The organism is Paenarthrobacter sp. NPDC057355 (assembly GCF_042667405.1).
Lineage (GTDB): Bacteria > Actinomycetota > Actinomycetes > Actinomycetales > Micrococcaceae > Arthrobacter.
Window position 1 is genome coordinate 120,739 of record NZ_JBHVAL010000009.1, and the last position, 22,026, is coordinate 142,764.

Genomic DNA, 22,026 nt, shown 5'->3' on the forward strand with positions numbered 1-22,026 from the left:
TGCCTCAAGAATTGGGCAGGATAAAGGGATTTCCGGAGTGGGGGATGTTTTAAGTGTAGGGCACGCGGCAGCCTTACCGCGAGTTAAGACCCCGCGACCACCGGGTGAGCTTGTTCACACCGGCGTCCTGGGCTGCTAGAGTCCGCTCCTGCGCAGCACTTTGTCGAACTCACGGTGGTAGTCCTCCTGGAGGCGGATCTCCCCGTCCGCTTCGGCATCAAGCAGGATCTGGACCAGTTCCGGGCTGGGCTCACTGAACCACTGCGCCACGGTAACGCCGTGTTTGGGGACAAAGGTGCGGTGGATGTGGTCTCCGGCCGAGATGCTGCCCGTCTTGATCACGCGCAGGTAGGTACCGACCCTTCCGGCCTCGGAAAAGCGCTTGACCCACTGCGGCTCCCCCAGTACCCGCTGGAACGTGGCGCAAGGGGTGCGGGGAGACGTCACCTCAAGTTCTACGTCGAGGCCGATCTTCCACCGTTCGCCGATCACGGCACCTGTGGGGTCAATGCCGGCCACACGCAGGTTCTCGCCAAAGATCCCTGCCGGAAGGTCCCGCTGCAACTCGCTGGACCAGTAGTCCGCGTCTTCCTGCGAATAGGCGTAAACGGCCTGGTCTTCTCCGCCATGGTGCACCCTGCTGGCCTGCACATCCCCATGGATGCCCAACTTGTGGACCTTGACCGGTCCCTCGACAGGGCGTTTGTCGATGGCGGTTACGCCCACGCTTCCCACGGGGTCGGGAAGCAACTGGTGGACGCGGCACACGGCAAGGACGGAAGCGGTGTTCATGGGCACCAGTCTACGGACGGACCCGCCAACGGCTAGGGATCAAAACGGTAGCCCATCCCCGCTTCCGTATGCAGATGGCGCGGCTCCGCCGGATCCCGCTCCAACTTCCGCCTCAACTGGGCAATGTAAACCCGCAGGTACTGGGTCTCCTTGGCGTAGGCCTGCCCCCAGACCTGCGTGAGAAGCTGCTGTTGGCTGACCAGCTTGCCCTTGTTCCGGACCAACAGCTCCAGGATGTTCCATTCCGTGGGCGTCAGCCGGACCTCGGCCCCGTCCTTGACGATCTTTTTCCCGGCCAGATCCACAATGAAGTCTGCCGTTGCCAGCGTAGGTTCTTCCCCTCCGGCCACCACGCGGCGTGAGGCCACGCGCAGCCGCGCAAGCAGCTCATCCAAACCGAATGGCTTGGTCACGTAGTCGTCCGCACCGGCGTCGAGCGCTTCCACTTTGTCCTCCGAAGCATGCCGGGCGGACAAGACAATGATGGGCATGCTGCTCCAGCCGCGGATGCGGCGGATGATCTCCACGCCGTCGATGTCCGGCAGGCCCAGGTCCAGCACCACGATGTTGACCGGATGCTTCGCGGCCGCGTTCAATGCGTCGGCACCGTTGCCCACGGTCATGGCCTGGTACCCATGGGCCTGCAGGGTCACCTGCATGGCCCGGGCAATGCGGGCCTCGTCCTCAACGATCAGCACCAGCGTCACAGCGGGTCACCGGTCCACAACGGCAAGGTGACCACCATGGTCAAGCCTCCACCCGGCGTCGGCTCCGCTGCGAGGCGGCCGCCCATGGCCTCGGTGAATCCCTTCGCGACGGCCAGCCCCAAACCGACTCCGCCGCCTGTCCCCGTACCACCGGCAGTTGGGGCTGTGGACGAATCTCCGAAGCGCTGGAACGGCTGGAACATGGTGAGGACTTCCTCAAGGCCAACACCCTTGCCGTGGTCGGCGATCCTCAGTTCGCTGGCCGGCTGCTCCCCCACGGTGATGCCTTCCCCTGCCCGGGCTGTCAGCACGACGTCCGAATCCGGGGCGTATTTCATGGCGTTTTCGACAATATTCGCCACAACCCTTTCGAGCATTCCAGCATCCGCCTGCACGGGAGGCAGGTTGGGCGGCAACTCGTTGCGCAGCCGCTCGTGCGGCACGCCCCGCAAGGCATCGGGCAGCACGTCCGCCCACACAATCCCGCTCAGCAGTGGGTTTACGGCGTCGGCGGTGATCCGGGACATGTCCAGGAGGTTATCCACCAGGTGGTCCAAACGGTCCGCATAATCTTCGATGGTCTCCAACAGCTCCCGCTCGACCTCCGGGGGAAACGACACGTCCTCCTGCCGAAGGCTGCTGACAGCGAGCTTGATTCCAGCCAGTGGCGTCCGCAAATCATGGGACACCGCCCGAAGAATCGAGGTCCGCATCTTGTTCCCTTCAGACAACCTGACGTTGTCGCGCCGGCTCTTTACCAACTGCTGCCGCTCCCTCACGGCCACCACGAACGCGCCGAAGGCCACCAGCATCCGCTGGTGGTGGGGCGACAACGGACCCCCGCGGAGCAACAGCGTGTAATGGGGATCGACGACGGCGGCATGATCGGCGGCGGCGTGCGTCACCGGCGGATTCGGGCCGGCGCTGGCGAGGACCCGCCATTCGGGCGGCGCACCCTGGCTGCCCGGCCCTGTGCCGGTGGAACCCAGGAGGGTCACTGCGTCCATGCCGAGGTTTCCGCGGACCTTCTCAAGGAACGTCTCCAGGCTTCCATCCGAACTGAGGATGCGAAGGGCAAGTTCACTGAGCGCAGTGGCCTCCGCCCCGGACCTCGCGGCTTCCTGTGCGCGGCGACTGGCCAGGCCCACCGCGAGGGCCACCCCACAGGCCACCGCCAGGAAAACCACCAGCGTAAACAAGGTGGTGGGATCGGCAATGGACAACGAACCGACGGGGTCTGCCGAGAAGTAGTTCAGCAGGAAACTCCCCAGCACGGCCGCCACCACCGCAGGCCACAAACCACCAATGGCGGCTACGGTCACTGCGACGGCAAGCTGGAGAAGCATGATCATGGAAAAGTTGCGGAAGTTCAGGATCGTAACGGCCAGTTCCACCGCCGGCGGGAGCAGAAGTGCCAGAACCAGCCCTGCTGTTACCCGGCCCCGGCCAATACCGCGCACGGTGGGAAACTTCAGCAGGGCGCTGTCATCCCCGTTGCCCTGAGCCTCGCTTGCCGCCATGGCTACATCCTTGCATGGTTCGAAATATGGGCACTTCTCCCCACATGGGGCATGGATAAGTGCCTGCAGCGTGCGCAAGGACTAGGCTTGCTCTGAGCATTCCGGTCCGGCGTGGCGCCGGGCACACCACGGTCTATCCAGGGGGATATACATGGACCCGAAAGACAGCCCTGACGCGGCCGGCAACAACGGCAGCGGCAGGGACAACAACGATGGCTTTAACGCGGCCAACAACGCACCCAAACCACCTCCGTGGCAGGTGCCCAAGCCTAAGCTCCACCCTGAGTTGTTCACCCCGGTCGAAGACGGACCTGCGGAAAACGGACCTGGGGAAAGCAGGCAGCGGGGCCGGAACAAGAAGGTCCCCGCCGCATCCGCACCCGCTGGATCTTCAGCGGCCGGCCACACGGCAGGGCAAGCTGAACCGGGACAGCCCCTCCCCGTGGTGGATCCGTTCGAGCGTGAACGTGAACGTGATGCCGCTGCCGCAGCAAAGAAAAAGAAGCGCTCCCAGCGCCGCACCATAGTGGTGGGGCTGGGCGTGACGGCCCTCCTTGCAGGAACAATCACCGCCATCGTGGCCTCCAACGAACAGGAAGCCGACTACGCCCAGGTCTGTTTCAACGAAGAAACCGGCGAGCGCGTGGACGACGACCAGTGCAACAACAGCAGCTCAGCGGGCCGGAGCTCTGGGGTTTACGCCTGGTACTTCTACTCCCGGGGCGCAAGCGTGCCTGCCGTCGGCCAGAACCGCAGCTCGTATCCCAGCGCCACGAAGACCGTCCCCCAGGGTGCCAAGTCCTCCACGGGATACAGCACCAAGGGCGGCACCGTGAGCCGTGGCGGCTTCGGCAGCAGTTCCAAAAGCGGCGGAAGTTCGGGAGGCTAGGGGTGCGGCGACTCTCCTCCGTGCCGCGGCCGGACTGGAAGCAAAAGATTGAAGAGCAGGGACTGGTTTTTTCAACCACCACCATGCCCGACGGCCGGAAAATCGAATACTGGAACGAGTCGGCCTACTACGAGTTCGACATGGACGAGGTGGAAAAACTCGAAGAGACCGCCGAAAGCATGCATCTGATGTGCCTGGAGGCAGCGAAGTACCTTGCTACCGGCGCCATGGGCGATATCGGCATCGGACGCCAGGCCCTGGAGCTTGCCGCCGAGTCGTTGCAGGCCGGGGACATGGACATCTACGGCCGTTTCGACTTTATTTATGACGGCGCCGGCGGTCCGGCCAAGATGCTCGAATACAACGCCGATACGCCCACAGGCCTGATCGAGGCCTCGGTGGCCCAATGGTTCTGGTTGCAGGACGTCTTTCCTGAAAAGGACCAGTGGAACGGCATCCATGAAGCCTTGATCCGGCAGTGGCAAAAGCTGCAGTACCGAACCGGAATGAGCACCCTGCACGTGGCCCACTCCGAAGCCGAGGAATCCGGCGAGGACTGGATGACGGCCGCCTACATGCGCGACGTCGCCAGCCAGGGCGGCTGGACCACTATCGGCATCAACATGTCGGACATTGGCTGGGACCCGAACCTGAACCGGTTCGTGGACCTGGACAACTTCATGATCAGCACCATGTTCAAGCTGTACCCCTGGGAACTGATGATGAAGGAGCCTTTCGGGCACCGTCTTCTGCAGCGTGCGCATAATCCTCGCTGGGTGGAGCCTGCCTGGAAGATGCTGCTCTCCAACAAAGCCCTCCTGGCTGCGCTGTGGCACCTCTACCCCAATCACGAAAACCTGCTGCCCGCCTATCTTGGGGACCCCGGACCCCTGAAGGAATGGGTAGCCAAACCCCTGCACGGGCGCGAAGGGGACAACATCCGCATCCACGCCCCCGGCATCGACATCTCCCAACCCGGCGGCTACGGCCGCGAAGGCTGGTGCTACCAGCAGTACCACGCGCTTCCCGACTTCGACGGAAACCACCCCGTCCTCGGGCTCTGGGTGGTGGACGGCGAATCAGTCGGCTGCGGCATCCGCGAATCGGATGGCCCCATTACCGACTACTTCTGTCGCTTCGTCCCCAACACCATTGACGCCCCCGCGCCCGTCGCGCCCCCTGCTACTTCCTATGGAGCTGCACTATGAGCACTGAAACCTCGACGCCGGGTGGCGGCACGGCGGGCGGCGACCGTACCGCCGTCGTACCTCCCAAGGGCCTCCACGCCGGAATCCTGGACCTCGGCGACTCCGTCATGCTGGGGCTGGCATCCACAGCGCCTGTGTATTCGCTTGCGGCAACCCTGGGACTGATCGTCGCGGTCAACGGGAACTACACCCCGCTGATCCTCGTGCTTGGCTTCATTCCTGTCCTGTTCATTGCCTACGCGTTCCGTGAGCTCAACAGCGCCATGCCGGACTGCGGAACCACGTTCTTCTGGGCCCGCAAGGCCTTCGGGCCGTGGGCTGGCTGGCTGGGCGGCTGGGGCGTGGCCCTGGCCGGGATCGTGGTGCTGGCAAATCTGGCCCAGATCGCCGGGAAGTATCTCTGGCTGCTGGTCGGCGACGGGTCCCTCGCAGAGAACAAATGGCTGGTGACCGCCACGGGCGTGCTGTTCATAGTGTTCATGACCTACGTGAACCATCGCGGCATCAGGCTGGGTGAACACGTTCAACGGACGCTGACATACATCCAGTACATTTCCCTTGGCATTTTTGCCGTGGCAATCATTTTCCGGATCGCAGGTGGAGCTCCCGAGGGTCAGGCCTTCGACTTTGAGTGGTTCAATCCGGCGGGCGCTTTCGCCGATCCGGGTGCCGTGGTGCACGGCGCGCTGCTGGCACTGTTCATCTACTGGGGCTGGGACACCTGCCTGGCGCTGAACGAAGAAACCGAAAATCCCGCCAAGACCCCGGGCCGTGGTGCTGTCATCTCTGCCTCGGTACTGGTGGCAATCTACGTGTCGGTGGCCCTGTTGGTGATGATGTACGCCACGATCGGCACTGACGGAATCGGCCTGGGCAACGAGGCCAACCAGGACGATGTCTTCCTGGCCATGAAGGATGTTGTGCTGGGTCCATGGGGATGGCTGATTGTTGTAGCTGTCCTGGCGTCGGTCCTTTCCTCCACCCAGACCACCATCCTCCCGACGGCACGTGGCACGCTGTCCATGGGTGTCCATGGCGCCCTTCCCCCGCGCTTTGGCAAGGTCCACGAGCGATACATGACGCCGGGCTTCTCCACCCAGGTGATGGGCGCGGTGGCCGTGGTCTACTACGTGGCCATGAGCTTCCTCAGCGAGAACCTGCTCTCGGACTCCATCAGCGCCATCAGCCTGTTCATCGCCTTCTACTACGCCCTCACCGGGTTCTCCTGCGTATGGTACTTCCGTTCAACCCTTCGGGAGTCCGCCCGCAATCTGTGGTTCCGCGGCATCCTGCCGTTCCTGGGCGCCTTGTCCCTGACTGCGGCCTTCTTCATCTCTGCCGTCCAGATGTGGGACCCGTCCTACGGCGACACGCAGATCTTCGGCATCGGAGGCGCGTTTGTCAGTGGCGTGCTGCTGCTGGCCCTGGGCGTGGTCCTGGCCGTCGTGTGCCGCTTTGCTCCTTCCACCCGGGGATACTTCACGGGTGAACGGGCCGATGCCGGGGTGGTCCGCGGCGAGTAGCCCGGCTCTGCATTCCCGGCTTAGGACCGCCCAGCCCACCGACGCAGGCGGGTGGGAACGTCCGGTATCTCATCGGTTCGCACCGAGTTCCTGCGGAGCGCTGCCAGCCAGCAGACCAGGATGGTCGCCGCGCAGAAAACGCCTGCGCTGGAGGCCATGATCCACAGACCGGGCGTCTGGACGTCCAGGTTGGCAGCCCCGAGCGCGGTACCAATGGTCTTCGGCGAGAAGAAGAACACCAGGGTGGAGACGGCAAGAACCACCCCCATCACCATCCGCTGGCCGTTCAATCGCGCCGGGGTTTCCTTGATGGTCCAGGCGAACGCCGGCAGGACCACGGCCATCCAGACCCAATGGTGCGACCACGAAACGGGGCTGATGAGCAACATGGCGAGGGCCGTCGTCGAAATAGCCACAACGCGGGCGCCCTGGGCGCTGGCCGCCCGGATCATGACGGCAGCCAGCACCAGCGTTCCCAGGCTCAGCGCGAGCCAAGGGACCGTAACAGCCTCCTGCGGAACGCCGAAATGAAGGAGGGCACCTTTGATGGAGAGGTTGTCCACGTAGCCCGCTCCACCGATGCGGGAGGTGTCGGGAAGGATTTCCAACCAGAATTTCAGGGATTCCGCCGGGCGCAGCAACCACGCAAACAGCACTGTGGAGACGAAGCCCAGGGACATGTTTGCCAGCCCCCGCCAGTCCCTGCGCATCAGGAAGTAGAGGCCGAACACCAGGGGCGTCAGTTTGATTCCGGCGGCCACGCCAACAAGGAAGCCGCTTCCCCGGAACCTCCGGCGCTTGGACAGGCCGCCAAGCAGATCCACCACCATCAGTCCCATGAGCAGGATGTTGATCTGCCCGAAGGCGAACGTCTCGCGCCACGGCCCAAGGAAAAGGATCGCCAGGAACAATGCCGCAGCTATCCAACAGCTCCTGGCAGACGAAAGTGCACTCCGCAGATCCGGCTTGGACGACCAATAACGGACGATCGTGACAGCCACCCAGGCGGCCACCACCACACCTGCGCAGTTGAACAGGTTGAGCGCCGTCAATTGCGGCAAGCGGGCCAACAACCCGAAAACCAACGCAGCGAACGGCGGATAGGTAAACGGCAATTGCGGCCCACCGGCCGATGCCACCGTGGGTCCATAGAGGTCAGACGCGGACCAACCGGCCTGGTTCAGGATGCTCCCACCGAACCAGTAGACGCTGAAGTCCAGGCCTTGTTTGGCCCAGTTCGCGAGCAACATCCACACCGGCAAAGCCACAACAGCCACGGGCAGCAGACGAAGGAGCAGAGGCGAGGCCTGGTTTGTTGTGTGCGGCCGCGCGGCGTCCGTTTCGGTCCGTAATTCGACGTCGGGCAGTGCCATCCAAAATCCCCCAAGTAAGCAAAGTCGCACGGGGGAAGTGTGCCGCCCCCGCGTCCCATACTACTGAAGGGCCTTCCGAGCCCCGGCGGCCCGGCTGGCACAGCGGCGGTTGCGGGGAGCCTAGGATGCTGGAATGAGCGATTCAACGACGAACACCTCCGACGTCCTGGCCCTGGATTCCCTGCTTTCCGACGACGAACTGGCAGTCCGCGACAAGGTTCGCGATTACACCACCCAGCGGATCCGTCCAAACATCTCCCGCTGGTACGAGGACGCGGTCTTCCCCCGGGAGATCGCTCCTGAACTGGGCGAGCTCGGCGTACTGGGCATGCACCTGGACGGTTACGGCTGTCCCGGCCGGACCGCCGTCGAATATGGCCTGGCCGCCATGGAGCTGGAAGCCGGCGATTCGGGCATCCGGACCTTTGTTTCAGTGCAGGGCTCGCTGGCCATGACGGCGATCCATCGTTGGGGATCGGAGGCACAGAAGGAGGAATGGCTTCCACGGATGGCTGCGGGCGAGCTGATCGGCTGCTTCGCTTTGACTGAACCTTCGGCCGGCTCGGACCCTTCTTCCATGACCACCACTGCCCGGCAGACCAGCGATGGATGGGTGCTGGATGGAGCCAAACGATGGATTGGACTCGCCTCGATTGCCGACGTCATGGTGGTGTGGGCCCGGACCGATGACGGGATCCGCGGTTTCCTGGTTCCCGCGGGCGCTTCGGGCGTCACCGCAACGCCGATTGAGCCGAAGCTATCCATGCGCGCCTCGGTTCAGTGCGACGTAACGTTCGACGCCGTTCGGCTGGCTCCGGAGGCAATCCTCCCGGGTGCCACAGGTCTTAAGGGGCCGTTCTCTTGCTTGAACGAGGCCAGGTACGGGATTGCCTGGGGTGCCATGGGGGCGGCCCGCGATTCGTACGAAGCTGCCCTCTCCTACGCTGGTGAACGCCTGCAGTTCGGACGCCCCTTGGCCGGGTACCAGCTGACGCAGGAGAAGCTGGTCAATATGCTGCTGGAAATCCAGAAGGGCACCTTGTTGGCGTTGCATCTGGGCCGGTTGAAGGATGCCGGGCATTTGCAGCCGCAGCAGATTTCCATGGGCAAGCTGAACAATGTCCGCGAGGCCATCAAGATCGCCCGCGAGGCCCGTACCATCCTGGGTGGCAACGGCGTCACACTGGACTATTCTCCGCTGCGGCATGCGAACAACCTGGAGTCGGTCCGCACCTATGAAGGAACAGACGAGGTACACACCCTGATCCTGGGTCAGCACATCACGGGCATCGGGGCCTTCCGCGGCTAACCCACCCCAACTGGGTAACAGCAAACGTCGCTACGGGGGCTCAATGGGACGTTTGCTGTTACCCAGTTGGGTCAGGGAGGATCACAAGTTCCAGGTAGCCGCGAAGTCCCTTGGCCACGTCCACCTGATCCGGGGCAAGCAGCCACTGGGTTTGCAGGCCGTCCCAGAGTGCCACCAAGGAGGTCGCAGCTTGGTCCGGATCTACGCCCGGGCGAAGCCTGCCTTCGGCCCCGAGCTCCGAGAACCGCCGACTGTAGCTTGTGCGCAACCGCTCGTATCGCTCGGTGAAGTAGTCCCGTCCAGGGTGCTCATCCGTGACCGATTCGGCGCAAAGGACCGTGTAAAGCTCGATCACTCCGGGAATGTCCTCGTTGTAGAGGGCAGTCCGGATGACGGAATCGACCAAGCCCTCTTCCATATCGTCCGGGAAGGCTCCACTGGTGATCTCGTCTCGACGTTCCAGGACCGACATCAGGAGGTCGCGCTTGGACGGGAAGTAGTGCAACAAGCTTGTCTGGCTCATCCCTGCACGGTCCGCAACATCCTGCAGCGATCCCCCCCGGTAGCCCCGGGCAGCGAACACCGCATGCGCAGCGTCCAGAATCGTCTGGCGCCGTTCCTCCGATTTCGCGTAAGGGCCACGCTTCGTTGCGCGGGACACGTCCTTTGTGGTCATGGCTAGCCAGTGTACGCGGATACTGGGCCCTCTCGAAATTCGAGTGAGCACTCGAATTATCTGTTACCGTGGTCACAATCGACGTGCCGGAGCCCACCTTCGGGTGCCGGCAGCGTCAACCTGACACAAAGAGGTGAAGGCGCATGACCCGTTTAACTCGAAGACAACTTCTGGGCGCAGGCCTGGGTACGGCAGCCATGGGTCTGCTGTCCGGCTGCGCGACGCCGGGAACCCAGTCCGTCAACGCTGCACCAACCATCCCGGCCGCCAGCGGTCCCGTGCGGCTTACGTATTGGGCATGGTTGAAGGACTTCCAGAACGTTGCCGACATCTGGAATGCAGCGAATCCAAACATCCAGGTGGACGTCGTCTGGATCCCCGGCGGCAACGCAGGCGGATACCAGAAGCTCTACTCGGCACTGGCAGCCGGCGGTGGTCCGGACCTGGCACAGGTGGAGCTACGGTCGATCCCGGAGTTCATGCTGGTCAACGGACTGGTGGACATCTCCCGCTACGGTGCCAACGACCACGCGCACCTCTACGACCCCACCTTGTGGAAACAGGTCAGCTACACGGGCGGCGTATACGGCATACCCCAGGATTCAGGTCCGATGGCCATGTTCTACCAGCCGGCCATTCTGGACAAGGTGGGCGGCGCTCCCCCGAAAACCTGGGACGAATGGGCGGGGCTGGCCCGCGAGCTTCGTTCCGTGGACACGTACCTGGACTGCTTCCCGATCAGCGACGCCTCACCCTTTGCTTCTTTCGCCGGACAGGCAGGAGCCGCGTGGCTGCGTCCGGAGGAGGATGGCTGGGTCATCAACATGACCGACGACGCCACGCTCAACACCGCGCGCTTCTTCGACAAAGCGATCGACGACGATCTCGTCACCACCGCGTACGGCGCCTTCTCCCCCGGCTGGTTCGCCGCGGCGGGCAAGGGCGGCATTGCCTCCACCGTCACCGGCAGCTGGGGCGATGCCCTGGTCGAAGGGGTCAGCGGTTCCGAGGGAAAGTGGCGCGTTGCCCCCATGCCCACCTGGGGAGGCACAGGCTTTGGATCGAGCTATCTGGGCGGCTCCACGGCTGCCGTTCTGGCTAATAGCAAGCACCCCAAGGAAGCCGTGGACTTCGCAGTGTGGCTGACCACCTCCAAAGAAGGCATCGACGCCGAGATCAAGAACAGCGGCATCGGATGGTCCCCGAATCCCGACTTCATTGGCACCGACCGCCAGCAACCATCAGCGTTCTTCGGCGGCCAGAACTACAACCAGGACGTCATGGTCCCGGCCGCACAACAGCAAAACCCCGACTGGTCGTGGTGGCCCGTGACCCAGCAGTCCTTCAACATCCTCAGTGACGGTTTCCGGAAGAAGGCCTTCGGGACCTCCCTGGTGGACTCGATTGCCGCTTCCGAGCAGCAGATCATCACCGTTTTCAAGAACAAGGGCCTCACCATCAGGAAGGAAACGGCATGACCACCACCCGCATGGCACCTCCCTCAAAGCCTCAAACACAAGCATCCCGCCGCGGCAAGCGTACCGGCGCGGCCGCCCGGGCACCGTGGCTTCTCCTCGCCCCTTTCCTGGCTCTATTCACACTGACGTTTCTGCTGCCCATTGTGGTGGCGATCCTCTCCAGTTTCACCAAGGTGACCAGGAGCGGACTCTTCGGCGAGGCGGGTGTAACCAGTGAGTTCGCCGGGTTCGGCAACTACGCCCAGGCTTTGGCGGACGGCAGTTTCGTGGCATCCATCGGCCGCATGCTGCTGTTCGGCATCGTCCAGGTTCCGGTCATGATCGTTCTCTGCACTGTCCTGGCGTTGATGTTGGAATCGGCATCGGCCAAATGGCCCGGCTTCTTCCGCGCCGCCTACTTCATGCCCTACGGCGTTCCCGGCGTCATCGCCACCATCCTGTGGTCCTTCCTTTATGTGCCCGGCCTCAGCCCCCTGTTTGACGCGGCCAAACTCGTCGGACTCACCCCTGACTTCCTGGGCGCCAACAGCGTGTTGTGGTCCATCGCCAACATCGTCACCTGGAGCTACACGGGCTACAACATGCTGATCATCGTGGCGCAGCTCAAGGCCATTCCCGTGGAACTCTACGAGGCAGCAAAGGTGGACGGAGCGTCAACCTGGCGGGTCGCCCGCAGCATCCAGCTTCCCCTGATCCGTCCGGCCCTCATGCTCACCACGGTGTTTTCGATTATCGGCACCCTGCAGTTGTTCGCTGAAGCGCAGGTCCTCAAAACCGTGGCCCCTGCCATCGACAGCCAGTACACGCCCAATCTGAGCGCCTACACCACGGCCTTCGCGTACAACGACTACAACGTCGCGGCCGCCCAGTCGGTCATCATCGCCGTCGCCGCCTTCACCCTTTCGTTCGCCTTCCTCGCACTGACCAACAGGAAGTCATCATGACTGCTACAGCTACCAAGTCACCCGCAGCAGCCGCTGCCAAGGCCCGGTCCGCGGGTCCGGACCGGTCAGCCGGACGACGCCGGTCGTCCACCATCATTGTCACCGCCCTTTTGATGGTGGTTGCCCTCTACTTTTTGATTCCCGTGTACTGGGTCTTCGTCGCCTCCACGAAGTCCACGTCCGACCTCTTCTCCACCAATGGCTTCTGGTTCGCTCCCACGTTCTCCCTGTGGGAGAACATCGGCCGGGTGGTCAGCTACGACGATGGAATCTTCGGTCGTTGGTTCCTGAACTCGGCGATCTATGCCGGCGTCGGTGCGCTCCTGGCCACGTACTTTGCGGCAGCAGGCGGCTACGCCCTCGCCAAGTACGAGTTCAAGGGACGCAACCTGGTGTTCGGCACGATCCTCGGCGGCGTCCTGGTTCCCGGTACTGCGACGGCGCTTCCGTTGTTCCTCCTGTTCAGCCAGCTGGGCCTGGCCAACACGTACTGGAGTGTGTTGTTGCCTTCGCTGGTCTCGCCGTTCGGGCTGTTCCTGTGCAGGATCTATGCCCAGGCCACCGTGGACACTTCGCTGATCGAGGCCGCCAGGATCGATGGTGCCGGCGAACTCCGCATCTTCCACACCATCGGGCTTAAGGTACTGACCCCTGCACTGGTCACGGTGTTCCTGTTCCAGCTGGTCGGTATCTGGAACAACTACTTCCTGCCGTTGGTCATGCTCTCCGACTCCGAGCTCTACCCCATCACATTGGGCCTGAACAACTGGCTCAGCCAAGTGGACCGTCTGCCCGAATTCTACGAACTGACCACAGGCGGGGTGCTGCTTTCCATCATTCCGCTCAGCATCGCCATGATTGTCCTGCAGCGCTTCTGGCGCGGAGGACTGACAGAAGGAGCCGTCAAGTAAATGACCATCCATCCAGTAGCCGGCTACATTACCGATCCCGGACCGGGCACGGGGAACCGCCTCCCTGCCAGATCCTGGCTGCACAGCGATGCGCCCACACTTTCGTTGAACGGACGATGGCGCTTCCGCCTTCTGCCCGGCGCCCCCGGTACACCCGGTGGTCGTGGCGTGCTGCCCGAAGGCGAAGCCGTTGAAGGCGTGGCCGAAGAGAATCTGGACGATTCCGGCTGGGACCGGATCCCGGTACCGTCCCACTGGGTGTTGGAGGGGGACGGCGCCTATGGCCGGCCCATCTACACCAACGTCCAGTTCCCCTTCCCCACGGACGCGCCCCACGTCCCGGATGAAAACCCTACCGGCGATTACCGCCGGACGTTCGAACTCCCCACTGACTGGGACGGCGAAGACAGGACAGTGCTGCGTTTCGACGGCGTCGAGTCCCGTTACAAGGTCTGGCTCAACGGAACCGAGATCGGCGTGGGCACGGGAAGTCGTTTGGCCCAGGAGTTCGACGTCACAGACGCCGTACGTGAGGGCCGGAACCTCTTGGCCGTACGCGTCCACCAGTGGTCCGCCTCGAGCTACGTCGAAGACCAGGACCAGTGGTGGATGCCCGGCATCTTCCGCGACGTGACTCTGCAGGCCCGCCCGAAGGCGGGTATCGACGACGTCTGGTTGCGGACGTCTTACACTGCCGGCGCCGGCGTCATTGACCCGGAGATCACCGCAGGCCAGGCCGCTTACCCGGTTCGGCTGTCCGTCCCCGAACTGGACGTCGACGTCGTCTGGGACTCCCCAGCCGACGTCGCCCCGGTGGCGATCACCGGCGTCGAACCTTGGTCCGCTGAGGTGCCGCGCCTATACAACGCGACCATTGCCAGCGAAGGCGAGACTATCTCGCTCCGCCTGGGTTTCCGCACCGTGGAGATCAAGGGCGATCAGTTCCTGGTCAATGGTCGTCGCGTGGTCTTCCACGGCGTGAACCGGCATGAGACGCATCCGGACCGGGGCCGTGTGTTCGACGAGGACTTTGCCCGCGCGGACCTGGCCATGATGAAGAAGTTCAACGTCAACGCGATCCGCACCAGCCACTACCCGCCGCACCCCCGTTTGCTGGACATCGCTGACGAACTGGGCTTCTGGGTGATCCTGGAGTGTGACCTGGAAACCCATGGCTTCGAGCGGCAGGGCTGGGTAGGCAACCCCAGCGATGATCCTGCTTGGCGCGAAGCGTACGTGGACCGCATGGAGCGTACGGTGGAGCGGGACAAGAACCACCCCTCCATCGTCATGTGGTCGCTGGGCAACGAGTCCGGTACCGGCGCCAACCTCGCTGCGATGTCCGCATGGACCCATGCCCGCGACACGGGCCGCCCCGTCCATTACGAGGGTGACTACACGGGCGCCTACACGGACGTGTACTCGCGGATGTACTCGTCGGTGCCGGAAACCGAGGCGATCGGGCGCGATGATTCGGATTCCCTCCTGCTCGGCTGCTCCGCTGCGGAGTCGGCGCGGCAACGCACCAAACCGTTCATCCTGTGCGAGTACGTGCACGCCATGGGCAACGGCCCGGGAGCGATCGACCAATACGAGGCCCTGGTGGACCGTTATCCCCGGCTGCACGGCGGCTTCGTCTGGGAGTGGCGGGATCACGGCATCCGAACCACTGCTGCCGACGGCACTGAATTCTTCGCTTACGGCGGCGACTTCGGCGAGGTGGTTCACGACGGCAACTTCGTCATGGACGGCATGGTCCTCTCGGACTCCACGCCCAGTCCGGGACTCTTCGAATACAAGCAGGTGGTCGCACCGATCCGCTTGGGCTTCTCCAAGGAAACGCACGACGGCGGCACCCGCCGCTTCGTCTCTGTCGCCAACCTGAGGCACACCGCCGATGCGTCGGATGTGGTGCTGCGCTGGCGGCTTGAGCGTGACGGTCAGCCGGGCGCCTCGGGAGAATTCGACGTCGTCGATTCCTTGGGTCAGCCACTGGGCGCCGGTGACACAGTCCGGGTGGAGCTTCCCCGCCTGGACGTGGTGGAACCCGGTGAACATTGGTTGACCGTGGAGGCTGTGCTCCGCAAGGACAGCACTTGGGCTGAGGCCGGCCACGTGATCTCCGCGGCTCAGTTGCCGTTGGCGAAGCCGGGCCCCCGAGCAACCCCGCCCAGGCCAACGCTTCCGGCCGGGCAGGCCGCTGACACGGTGCCGCCCGTCCTGCGTCTTGGTCCCGCGGTCTTTGAACACGGGAGGTTGGCTTCCCTTGCTGGACTGCCGGTCTCCGGCCCCCGCTTGGAGTTGTGGCGCGCCCCTACGGATAACGACGCCGGCGCGGGCCGCGGCAGTTATGACCTCGCCGACCCGTGGCTCAACAATGGCGACGGCGTTCCCGCTCCTTCCATGGAGGCCGTCTGGCGCGCCGCAGGCCTGGACCGGCTCACGGGTCGGGTGGAAAGGGTGGCCGCCGACGACTCGGGCATGGTGATCCAGACGCGCTACTCTGCAGCAGACACCGCTCGCTGGGTTTCCGTGGAGGAAAACTGGCAGCTCTCAAACGGCCAGCTGTGGCTCCGGGCGGAGATTGTTCCGAGCGCCGGCTGGGACATCATCTGGCCGCGTGTCGGGATCCGTTTCGACCTGCCGGGATCCGTGGACGGCGCCTCCTGGTTCGGAACCGGGCCCCATGAGTCGTACCCGGACAGCATGCACGCCGCACTGGTGGGCCGCTATTCCTCGGGGATCGACGAGCTCACGGTGCAGTACGCCAAGCCCCAGGAAACAGGCCACCGGAGTGGGGTCCGGACCCTGGACCTGCACAACAACAGTTCTCCGTGGCTGCACGTCCAGGCGCTGCCGGACTCCCGGGACCGCTTGCCGGGCTTCACGCTCGCCCGGCACACGGCACAGGAGATTTCCGCTGCCGCCCATCCGCACGAGTTGCCCGCCAGCCAAGGCAACTACCTGTACCTGGACGCGGCACAGCACGGCCTCGGGTCCAGGGCGTGCGGACCGGACGTTTGGCCCGACTACGCCCTGCGTCCCGAAGCCCGCACCCTGACCTTCCGGTTCACTGAGCCGCGCTAGCCCCCGGTTGTGAGGCCTGCTCTGCGTGCTATTCGACGGGAATAGCGCGCAGAGCGGGCCCCGCAACGGGATCAGGCCACGGCTACGGGTTCCTTCTTCGCCGCGTCCTTGCGGATGGTGGCGCTGATGACTGCCGCCACCGTGCACATTGCGGCTGCGCCCAACCACGCGTAGTTGTAGTGTCCCGTGGCGTCGCGGATGAACCCGGCGGCGAGCGCGGCAGCGGCGGCTCCGAGCTGGTGGGCGGCGAACACCCAGCCGAACACCACCGAACCGTCGGCCCCGAACACGGAACGGCAAATGGCTGCGGTGGGCGGCACGGTCGCCACCCAGTCGAGCCCGTACACCACCACGAAGATGATCATGCTCGGTTCGACGGACGAGCCCAGCAGCAACGGCAGCACCAGCAGGCCGATCCCCCGGAACTGGTAATAGACCGCCAGCAGGACCTTGGGATTGAAGCGGTCGGTCAGCCAGCCTGAGGCGATGGTTCCCACGATGTCGAAGATTCCGACGACGGCCAGCAAGCCCGCCGCCGTGGTTTCAGGCATGCCGTGATCGTGGGCCGAAGGAATGAAGTGCGTGCCGATGAGTCCGTTGGTGGTGGCACCACAAATCGCGAAGCCAGCAGCCAAGGCCCAGAACGTCCGGACTTTGGCGGCGCGCTTGAGAACCTGCAAGGCCCGGACCGCAGCGTTCGGGGAGTCCGTGTTTGCGGCAGCCTGGGGCGAAGCGTCCGGTTTGCCTGCCGCTTCAGGTGACGTCCCGGCGTCGGCGTTCTGCACCTCAGGTTCCTGCGCGCCGTAAGGCAACACCCCGACGTCGGCCGGTGAGTTCCGCAGCCACCGCAGCACCAGCGGCACCACGGCGAGCGCGCCGGCAGCGATGAGCAGCGAGGCCCCGCGCCAGCCCGGGTTCTGGGCAAGCGCAGCGATGAACGGCAGGAAGACCAACTGGCCGGCCGCACTTCCTGCGGTGAGAATGCCGATCACCAAGCCGCGGCTTTTGGCGAACCAGGTGTTGGCGATGGTCGCCGCGAAGACCAAGGCCATGGACCCGGTTCCCAAACCGATGAGCACTCCCCAAGTGAGGAGGATCTGCCACGACTGGTTCACCAGGACAGTCAATGCCGAACCAAGGCCGATCAGGCACAGCGCCAACGCGGTCACTTTGCGGATGCCGAATCGTTCCATGAGGGCAGCGGCAAAAGGTGCCGTCAAGCCGAAGAGGACCAGGTTGATGCTGACCGCCAGGGACAGCACCGTGGTGGACCAGCCGAATTCCTGCTGCAGCGGGACCATCAGCACGCCGGGAGCCGCACGGAATCCGGCGGCGCCCACCAGCGCGAGAAAGGCCACGGCCGCAACTATCCAGGCCGGGTGGAGGCGCCGCTTTCCGGAGGGCCTCTTCCCGGACGGACGTTTTCGCGAGGGTACCCGTGACGATTCAGTGGGCGTCCCTGTGACGTCGGGAGCGGTCATGCGGGGATCTCCGTCTCTGCGGTTGCGGCTGGATCTGCGGTTGCGGCTGGATCTGCGGTTATGGATTGCCGGGGTGCCACGGCCAGGGGAACCGGGTGCTTGTTGCGCTTGAAGCTGTGCCAGCTGGTGTTGGCGGCGGTCAGCGCAGTGCCGCAGTGGGTGCACGTATCCGCCGAGGACGTCGCTTGCCCGCAGTCGGTATGGATGACCCTCATATGGGAGATCTCGTTGGGCGCATCCAGGTGCTTTTCCGCCCAGATGATGATCGCGTTCAGGACAGGCAGAGCTTCCTCGCCCTTGGTGGTAAGGACGTATTCCTGGCGGGTGCGCCGTCCGTCCTGGTACGGCTGCTGGGCCAGCAGCCCGGCGTCGAGCAACCACCCCAGACGCTTGCTTAGTACGGTGTCCGCCACCTCGAGCCGTTGCTTGATGGCATCGAACCGGCCGTTCCCAAGGAAGATTTCGCGGAGCACCAGACTTCCCCAGGGGTCACCAAGGACATCGAGGCCGCGGGCAAGGCTGCACGAACGGGCAGACCAGTCGGAACGAAGAGGCATGCGCCCAAACTAGCTGACTTTCCTAAAGAAAGCCATAAGTGACCACGACACGTACTCCCAGGATGCGCGGGGTTCACCGGCGGTTCATGTGCGGTGCCTACGCTTGCCGGGTCAACTCTGACCACGAAAGGCACCCTGAATGTCCTCGAACAACCCTGACATGGTGAAACGTTCAACCGAATCCGTTGGGCTTTCCCGTCGCGGCTTCCTCGGCACGGCAGCTGCTGCGACGGCGCTTGCGGCAGCCGGTTCCCTCCTTCCGCCCTCCGTACAGGCAGCGATGGCCAAGCCCGCGCCTCCCGGGAGCCTGCAGTCCATCAAGCACGTGATCGTCCTGATGCAGGAGAACCGCTCCTTCGACCACTACTTCGGGTCACTGCGCGGAGTGCGCGGGTACGGCGACCAATCCGTCACCCGGCTGCCCAACGGCAAATCCATGTTTGAACAGCCCCGCGCCACGGGCGAGACAGTGCTGCCCTTCTCGCTGCGCAAGGCCGCCGAACTCGCTGGAAGGCCCGGCTCCGATATCCAATACCTCGGCGACCTGGACCACTCCTTCAAAGGCACCACCACGGCATGGAACAACGGCTGGTGCGACAAATGGATTCCGGCCAAGAGCGCATCCACCATGACCTTCTACGAGCGCCAGGACATCCCCCTGCAATACGAGCTCGCGGACACCTTCACCATCTGCGATGCCTACCACTGCTCCGTCAACGGCTCCACCAACCCCAACCGCAACTACCTGTGGAGCGGCACCACGGGCAATGAGCCCGGCAGCAGCAACCGGGCCGTGACCAACGCGGCCTACGGTTACGATCACGGAGGCTACGACTGGACGACCTACCCGGAACGGCTGGAACAGGCCGGGATCTCCTGGAAGATCTACCAGGACTGGGACAACTTCACCGACAACGCGGTCGAGTACTTCCAGACGTTCAAGGCGATCGGCCGGAAGATGCTCGTCTCCGTTGACGGCAAGCTCCGCACCACAGAGGAGTTCTACGACAACCTGGGCGGCAAGTCGGCAGCGGAGCAGGATCGCCTCCTCGCCCAGCTGGAACAAGGGCGTGCCAAACTAACCGACTCTGAGCGGTCACTCTTCGACAAAGCCATGTGGCGTGGCCGGCCCGACACCCTCCTGGAGCGCCTCAACTCCGACATCACCGGAGGAACCCTGCCGCAGGTCAGCTGGCTGGTCCCGTCCGCTGCCGACTCGGAACACCCGGGTGCTTCGACGCCGGTGGGCAGCGCAAACTTCGTCTACCGCCTCCTGGATACGGTCGCCAGCAACCCTGATACCTGGGACAGCACCGCCATCTTCCTGAATTTCGACGAGAACGACGGCTACTTCGACCACGTTCCTCCGCCCGTCCAGCCGCGCCCGGCATCGGGTGAATCTCCGGACTGGACCACGGCACGGCCCATCGGACTGGGCCCGCGGGTACCCATGACCGTGGTCTCGCCGTGGACGGTTGGCGGCTACGTAAGCTCCGAAATTTTCGACCACACCTCCGTACTGCGCTTCCTGGAACGCTGGACCGGCGTCCAGGAACCGAACATCTCCCCCTGGCGGCGACAGGTCTGCGGTGACCTGACCGGCGTCTTCAACTTCAGTTCCCCGGGCACTCCCCCTGTACTGGACCACCCGGGACCTGTGCCCGCCAAAATCAGCAGGTGGCGCCCCACTCCTCCGGCGGTCCAAGTCGCACCGATCCAGGAAAGCGGCTCACGCCCGGCCCGCCCACTCCCCTACAGGCCGCAGGTCTCCGCCGCGGCAACGCCGGGCAAGCTCACGCTGGCCCTTGCGAACACGGGCACCAGGTCAACGCACTTCGCCATCTACGGTTACGCCGGCGAGCTCGCAGAACCCCGGCACGTGGACGTGCTCGGGAACGACACGGTGGAGCTCGTCCCCGCCTCGGGTGCGTTCGACGTCGTCGTCACCGGTCCAAACCGGTTCCAGTACGAACTCAAAGGCACGACGGCGGGCGCAGCGTCCGGCGTCGACGTTACGGTTAACGGCCGCCGCGGCAATAAGGCCGTGGAACTGGAAGTCCGCAACAACGGCGCGGCTGCGGTGACGCTGGCCTTGAAGTCACTGCAGTACGCACCGGGTGCCGAAACTGTGAAACTCAAGGCCGGACAATCGAAGAAGATCGGCTGGGAAACTGTCAGCGGCTGGTACGACGTTGAAGTCACTTCTCCCGAGGACACCACGTTCCGCCGGAGGCTGACGGGCCGCGACGAAGACGGCCGCGAAGGCATCTCCGGCTAGCCGGCCGCCGGATGGTCCTTGGTGGTTGCACCAAGGACCAGCCCGGCCCGGGAAGGACGGTAAGCCAGGGCCCAGTAGCCCATCATGGCGATGGCGCAGACCACTCCCAGGCTGGAAACCATGAGCTGCCATTGGGTCTGGGGGTCTTTGCCCCACTCAGCAGCGCCCGCCCAGACGGCCAGGTTTTTGGGCGTCATGTAGAACGCAACGGTGGAGCACGCCACGATCACCCAGCCCGCGGTTCGCATCCGCCCGTTCCGGGTGGGTACCCGGTGCATCGCAAACGCCATGCTGGGCAGCGCAACCGCAACCCACACCCAGTGGTGGGACCACGACACCGGGCTGATCAGGAGCATCAGGATTGCAGTGGCAGATACAGCGATGAAGTTCTCGTCCACAGCTACGGCCCACGTGATGATCAGTGCCGCCACGATGGCCAGTCCCAGGGAAAGGACCATCCACGCCACGTTGGTGAGGGACGAGTCCGGCATGCCAAAGTGCAGGAGCAGGCCCTTGACCGAGAGGTTATCCACATAGGCCGGCCCGCCGATGCGGCCGGTGTCAGGTAGGATCTTGGTCCAGAAATCCAGCGACGCCTGCGGCAGGACAGCCCAAGCCACAGCAATGGAGCCAAAGAACCCGGCCGCCATCCATCCCAGCGCCTTGAAGTCGCGGCGGACCAGGAAGTACAAGCCAAAGGCGAGAGGGGTGAGCTTCACGCCCGCCGCCAGGCCGATCAGCAAGCCTGCAGGCCAGCGGATGGCACCTGCACGCACTTTCCCGTACAGGGCGAAATCGGCCAGGATCACGCCCATCAAAATGATGTTGATCTGTCCAAAAACGAACGTGTCCCGCCACGGTCCCAGGAGCAGGATGGCTCCCGTTCCCACCAGCGCTGTTGTCCGGAAGCGGTAATCGGCAAAGGCTTCACGCCAGGTCTTCAGGCCGAAGTAGTGCCTCGCCAGCCAAGCGGCAACGGTCGCGGCGCCGCCCAGGGCCACCAGAATGAAAACCATGCTGCCGGCGAAGAACCCCAACGCGGCCAACCCCGTAAAAAGCAGGGCGGCAAACGGAGGGTAGGTGAACGGCAGGCCATCGCGGATGGCATACAGGTCGCCGCCTTCCATGACCTTCCCACCGCCGTAGTAGTACACCTCAAAGTCATTGAGCGCCGGCTGGTAATTCGCGTACAGGTAACACACGGCCACTACGAGCGTCAGGGCACCGGCCACGGTGAGGATCCAGCCCCTTGCCGTCGTGCTGGCCACCGTGTGTGAAGGAGAAGCCACCATG

The 22,026-nt window shown here is 64.1% G+C and carries 17 protein-coding genes; 9 read left to right on the plus strand and 8 right to left on the minus strand.

What is annotated here, in order from left to right; genetic code table 11:
• Positions 1 to 135: 135 nt before the first annotated feature.
• Genes ACFUOZ_RS12390 through ACFUOZ_RS12400 form a run of 3 tightly spaced genes read right to left on the minus strand, consistent with a single transcriptional unit; the run spans position 136 to position 3,019 of the window.
• On the minus strand, positions 136 to 792 hold the full coding sequence (locus ACFUOZ_RS12390; protein ID WP_377548395.1) for an MOSC domain-containing protein: 657 nt from the start codon (positions 790 to 792) through the stop codon (positions 136 to 138).
• 32 nt (positions 793 to 824) lie between these two features.
• On the minus strand, positions 825 to 1,499 hold the full coding sequence (locus tag ACFUOZ_RS12395) for a response regulator (RefSeq protein WP_377548397.1): 675 nt from the start codon (positions 1,497 to 1,499) through the stop codon (positions 825 to 827).
• Positions 1,496 to 3,019 (minus strand): ATP-binding protein, encoded by a 1,524-nt coding sequence (locus tag ACFUOZ_RS12400; RefSeq protein WP_377548400.1) that lies wholly within the window; start codon positions 3,017 to 3,019, stop codon positions 1,496 to 1,498. Before ACFUOZ_RS12400 ends, ACFUOZ_RS12395 begins: the two co-directional genes overlap by 4 nt.
• Positions 3,020 to 3,170: 151 nt before the next feature.
• Between ACFUOZ_RS12400 and ACFUOZ_RS12405 the strand changes: the two genes are divergently transcribed.
• Genes ACFUOZ_RS12405 through ACFUOZ_RS12415 form a run of 3 tightly spaced genes read left to right on the plus strand, consistent with a single transcriptional unit; the run spans position 3,171 to position 6,639 of the window.
• Positions 3,171 to 3,908: a Tat pathway signal protein gene (locus ACFUOZ_RS12405; protein ID WP_377548403.1), complete on the plus strand. Its 738-nt coding sequence runs from the start codon at positions 3,171 to 3,173 to the stop codon at positions 3,906 to 3,908.
• Between the two features lie 2 nt (positions 3,909 to 3,910).
• Positions 3,911 to 5,116 carry a glutathionylspermidine synthase family protein gene (locus tag ACFUOZ_RS12410; protein WP_377548406.1) on the plus strand — a complete coding sequence of 402 codons (1,206 nt, stop codon included), beginning with the start codon at positions 3,911 to 3,913 and terminating at the stop codon, positions 5,114 to 5,116.
• Positions 5,113 to 6,639 carry an APC family permease gene (locus tag ACFUOZ_RS12415; protein ID WP_377548408.1) on the plus strand — a complete coding sequence of 509 codons (1,527 nt, stop codon included), beginning with the start codon at positions 5,113 to 5,115 and terminating at the stop codon, positions 6,637 to 6,639. Before ACFUOZ_RS12410 ends, ACFUOZ_RS12415 begins: the two co-directional genes overlap by 4 nt.
• 20 nt (positions 6,640 to 6,659) lie before the next feature.
• Here ACFUOZ_RS12415 and ACFUOZ_RS12420 read toward each other — a convergent pair whose 3' ends face one another.
• Complete coding sequence (locus ACFUOZ_RS12420; RefSeq protein ID WP_377548411.1) at positions 6,660 to 8,012, minus strand: glycosyltransferase 87 family protein; 1,353 nt, start codon at positions 8,010 to 8,012, stop codon at positions 6,660 to 6,662.
• Between the two features lie 133 nt (positions 8,013 to 8,145).
• On the opposite strand from ACFUOZ_RS12420, the gene ACFUOZ_RS12425 reads away from it, so the two are divergent.
• Positions 8,146 to 9,321 carry an acyl-CoA dehydrogenase family protein gene (locus ACFUOZ_RS12425; protein ID WP_377548413.1) on the plus strand — a complete coding sequence of 392 codons (1,176 nt, stop codon included), beginning with the start codon at positions 8,146 to 8,148 and terminating at the stop codon, positions 9,319 to 9,321.
• Between the two features lie 58 nt (positions 9,322 to 9,379).
• Here the strand turns inward: ACFUOZ_RS12425 and ACFUOZ_RS12430 are convergent, their stop codons facing one another.
• Positions 9,380 to 9,997, minus strand: coding sequence for a TetR/AcrR family transcriptional regulator (locus tag ACFUOZ_RS12430; protein ID WP_377548415.1), 618 nt, complete (start codon positions 9,995 to 9,997; stop codon positions 9,380 to 9,382).
• A 143-nt stretch (positions 9,998 to 10,140) separates the two neighbouring features.
• Here ACFUOZ_RS12430 and ACFUOZ_RS12435 point away from each other — a divergent pair, with 143 nt between their 5' ends.
• Genes ACFUOZ_RS12435 through ACFUOZ_RS12450 form a run of 4 tightly spaced genes read left to right on the plus strand, consistent with a single transcriptional unit; the run spans position 10,141 to position 16,417 of the window.
• Positions 10,141 to 11,475, plus strand: a complete 1,335-nt coding sequence (locus ACFUOZ_RS12435; protein WP_377548417.1) for an ABC transporter substrate-binding protein — start codon at positions 10,141 to 10,143, stop codon at positions 11,473 to 11,475.
• Entirely contained in the window at positions 11,472 to 12,419 is a 948-nt protein-coding gene (locus ACFUOZ_RS12440) for a carbohydrate ABC transporter permease (protein ID WP_377548419.1), read from the plus strand. The genes ACFUOZ_RS12435 and ACFUOZ_RS12440 overlap by 4 nt, the downstream gene beginning before the upstream one ends.
• Positions 12,416 to 13,330, plus strand: coding sequence for a carbohydrate ABC transporter permease (locus ACFUOZ_RS12445; RefSeq protein WP_377548421.1), 915 nt, complete (start codon positions 12,416 to 12,418; stop codon positions 13,328 to 13,330). Before ACFUOZ_RS12440 ends, ACFUOZ_RS12445 begins: the two co-directional genes overlap by 4 nt.
• Complete coding sequence (locus ACFUOZ_RS12450; RefSeq protein ID WP_377548423.1) at positions 13,331 to 16,417, plus strand: glycoside hydrolase family 2 TIM barrel-domain containing protein; 3,087 nt, start codon at positions 13,331 to 13,333, stop codon at positions 16,415 to 16,417. It begins immediately after the preceding gene.
• Positions 16,418 to 16,488: 71 nt separating this feature from the next.
• Here the strand turns inward: ACFUOZ_RS12450 and ACFUOZ_RS12455 are convergent, their stop codons facing one another.
• Complete coding sequence (locus tag ACFUOZ_RS12455) at positions 16,489 to 17,898, minus strand: MFS transporter (protein WP_377548426.1); 1,410 nt, start codon at positions 17,896 to 17,898, stop codon at positions 16,489 to 16,491.
• Positions 17,895 to 18,455, minus strand: coding sequence for a winged helix-turn-helix transcriptional regulator (locus ACFUOZ_RS12460; protein WP_377548428.1), 561 nt, complete (start codon positions 18,453 to 18,455; stop codon positions 17,895 to 17,897). The genes ACFUOZ_RS12455 and ACFUOZ_RS12460 overlap by 4 nt, the downstream gene beginning before the upstream one ends.
• 139 nt (positions 18,456 to 18,594) lie before the next feature.
• On the opposite strand from ACFUOZ_RS12460, the gene ACFUOZ_RS12465 reads away from it, so the two are divergent.
• Entirely contained in the window at positions 18,595 to 20,733 is a 2,139-nt protein-coding gene (locus ACFUOZ_RS12465; RefSeq protein ID WP_377548431.1) for a phosphocholine-specific phospholipase C, read from the plus strand.
• Here the strand turns inward: ACFUOZ_RS12465 and ACFUOZ_RS12470 are convergent.
• Positions 20,730 to 22,025 carry a glycosyltransferase 87 family protein gene (locus ACFUOZ_RS12470; RefSeq protein WP_377548433.1) on the minus strand — a complete coding sequence of 432 codons (1,296 nt, stop codon included), beginning with the start codon at positions 22,023 to 22,025 and terminating at the stop codon, positions 20,730 to 20,732. The genes ACFUOZ_RS12465 and ACFUOZ_RS12470 overlap by 4 nt on opposite strands.
• Position 22,026: the final 1 nt, after the last annotated feature.

Bases quoted from the DNA above. Each gene is read 5' to 3' on its own strand.
- ACFUOZ_RS12390 (WP_377548395.1), bottom strand. From the start codon at position 792: ATGAACACCGCTTCCGTCCTTGCCGTGTGCCGCGTCCACCAGTTGCTT.
- ACFUOZ_RS12400 (WP_377548400.1), bottom strand. From the start codon at position 3,019: ATGGCGGCAAGCGAGGCTCAGGGCAACGGGGATGACAGCGCCCTGCTG.
- ACFUOZ_RS12405 (WP_377548403.1), top strand. From the start codon at position 3,171: ATGGACCCGAAAGACAGCCCTGACGCGGCCGGCAACAACGGCAGCGGC.
- ACFUOZ_RS12415 (WP_377548408.1), top strand. From the start codon at position 5,113: ATGAGCACTGAAACCTCGACGCCGGGTGGCGGCACGGCGGGCGGCGAC.
- ACFUOZ_RS12420 (WP_377548411.1), bottom strand. From the start codon at position 8,012: ATGGCACTGCCCGACGTCGAATTACGGACCGAAACGGACGCCGCGCGG.
- ACFUOZ_RS12425 (WP_377548413.1), top strand. From the start codon at position 8,146: ATGAGCGATTCAACGACGAACACCTCCGACGTCCTGGCCCTGGATTCC.
- ACFUOZ_RS12430 (WP_377548415.1), bottom strand. From the start codon at position 9,997: ATGACCACAAAGGACGTGTCCCGCGCAACGAAGCGTGGCCCTTACGCG.
- ACFUOZ_RS12435 (WP_377548417.1), top strand. From the start codon at position 10,141: ATGACCCGTTTAACTCGAAGACAACTTCTGGGCGCAGGCCTGGGTACG.
- ACFUOZ_RS12440 (WP_377548419.1), top strand. From the start codon at position 11,472: ATGACCACCACCCGCATGGCACCTCCCTCAAAGCCTCAAACACAAGCA.
- ACFUOZ_RS12445 (WP_377548421.1), top strand. From the start codon at position 12,416: ATGACTGCTACAGCTACCAAGTCACCCGCAGCAGCCGCTGCCAAGGCC.
- ACFUOZ_RS12450 (WP_377548423.1), top strand. From the start codon at position 13,331: ATGACCATCCATCCAGTAGCCGGCTACATTACCGATCCCGGACCGGGC.
- ACFUOZ_RS12455 (WP_377548426.1), bottom strand. From the start codon at position 17,898: ATGACCGCTCCCGACGTCACAGGGACGCCCACTGAATCGTCACGGGTA.
- ACFUOZ_RS12460 (WP_377548428.1), bottom strand. From the start codon at position 18,455: ATGCCTCTTCGTTCCGACTGGTCTGCCCGTTCGTGCAGCCTTGCCCGC.
- ACFUOZ_RS12465 (WP_377548431.1), top strand. From the start codon at position 18,595: ATGTCCTCGAACAACCCTGACATGGTGAAACGTTCAACCGAATCCGTT.
- ACFUOZ_RS12470 (WP_377548433.1), bottom strand. From the start codon at position 22,025: ATGGTGGCTTCTCCTTCACACACGGTGGCCAGCACGACGGCAAGGGGC.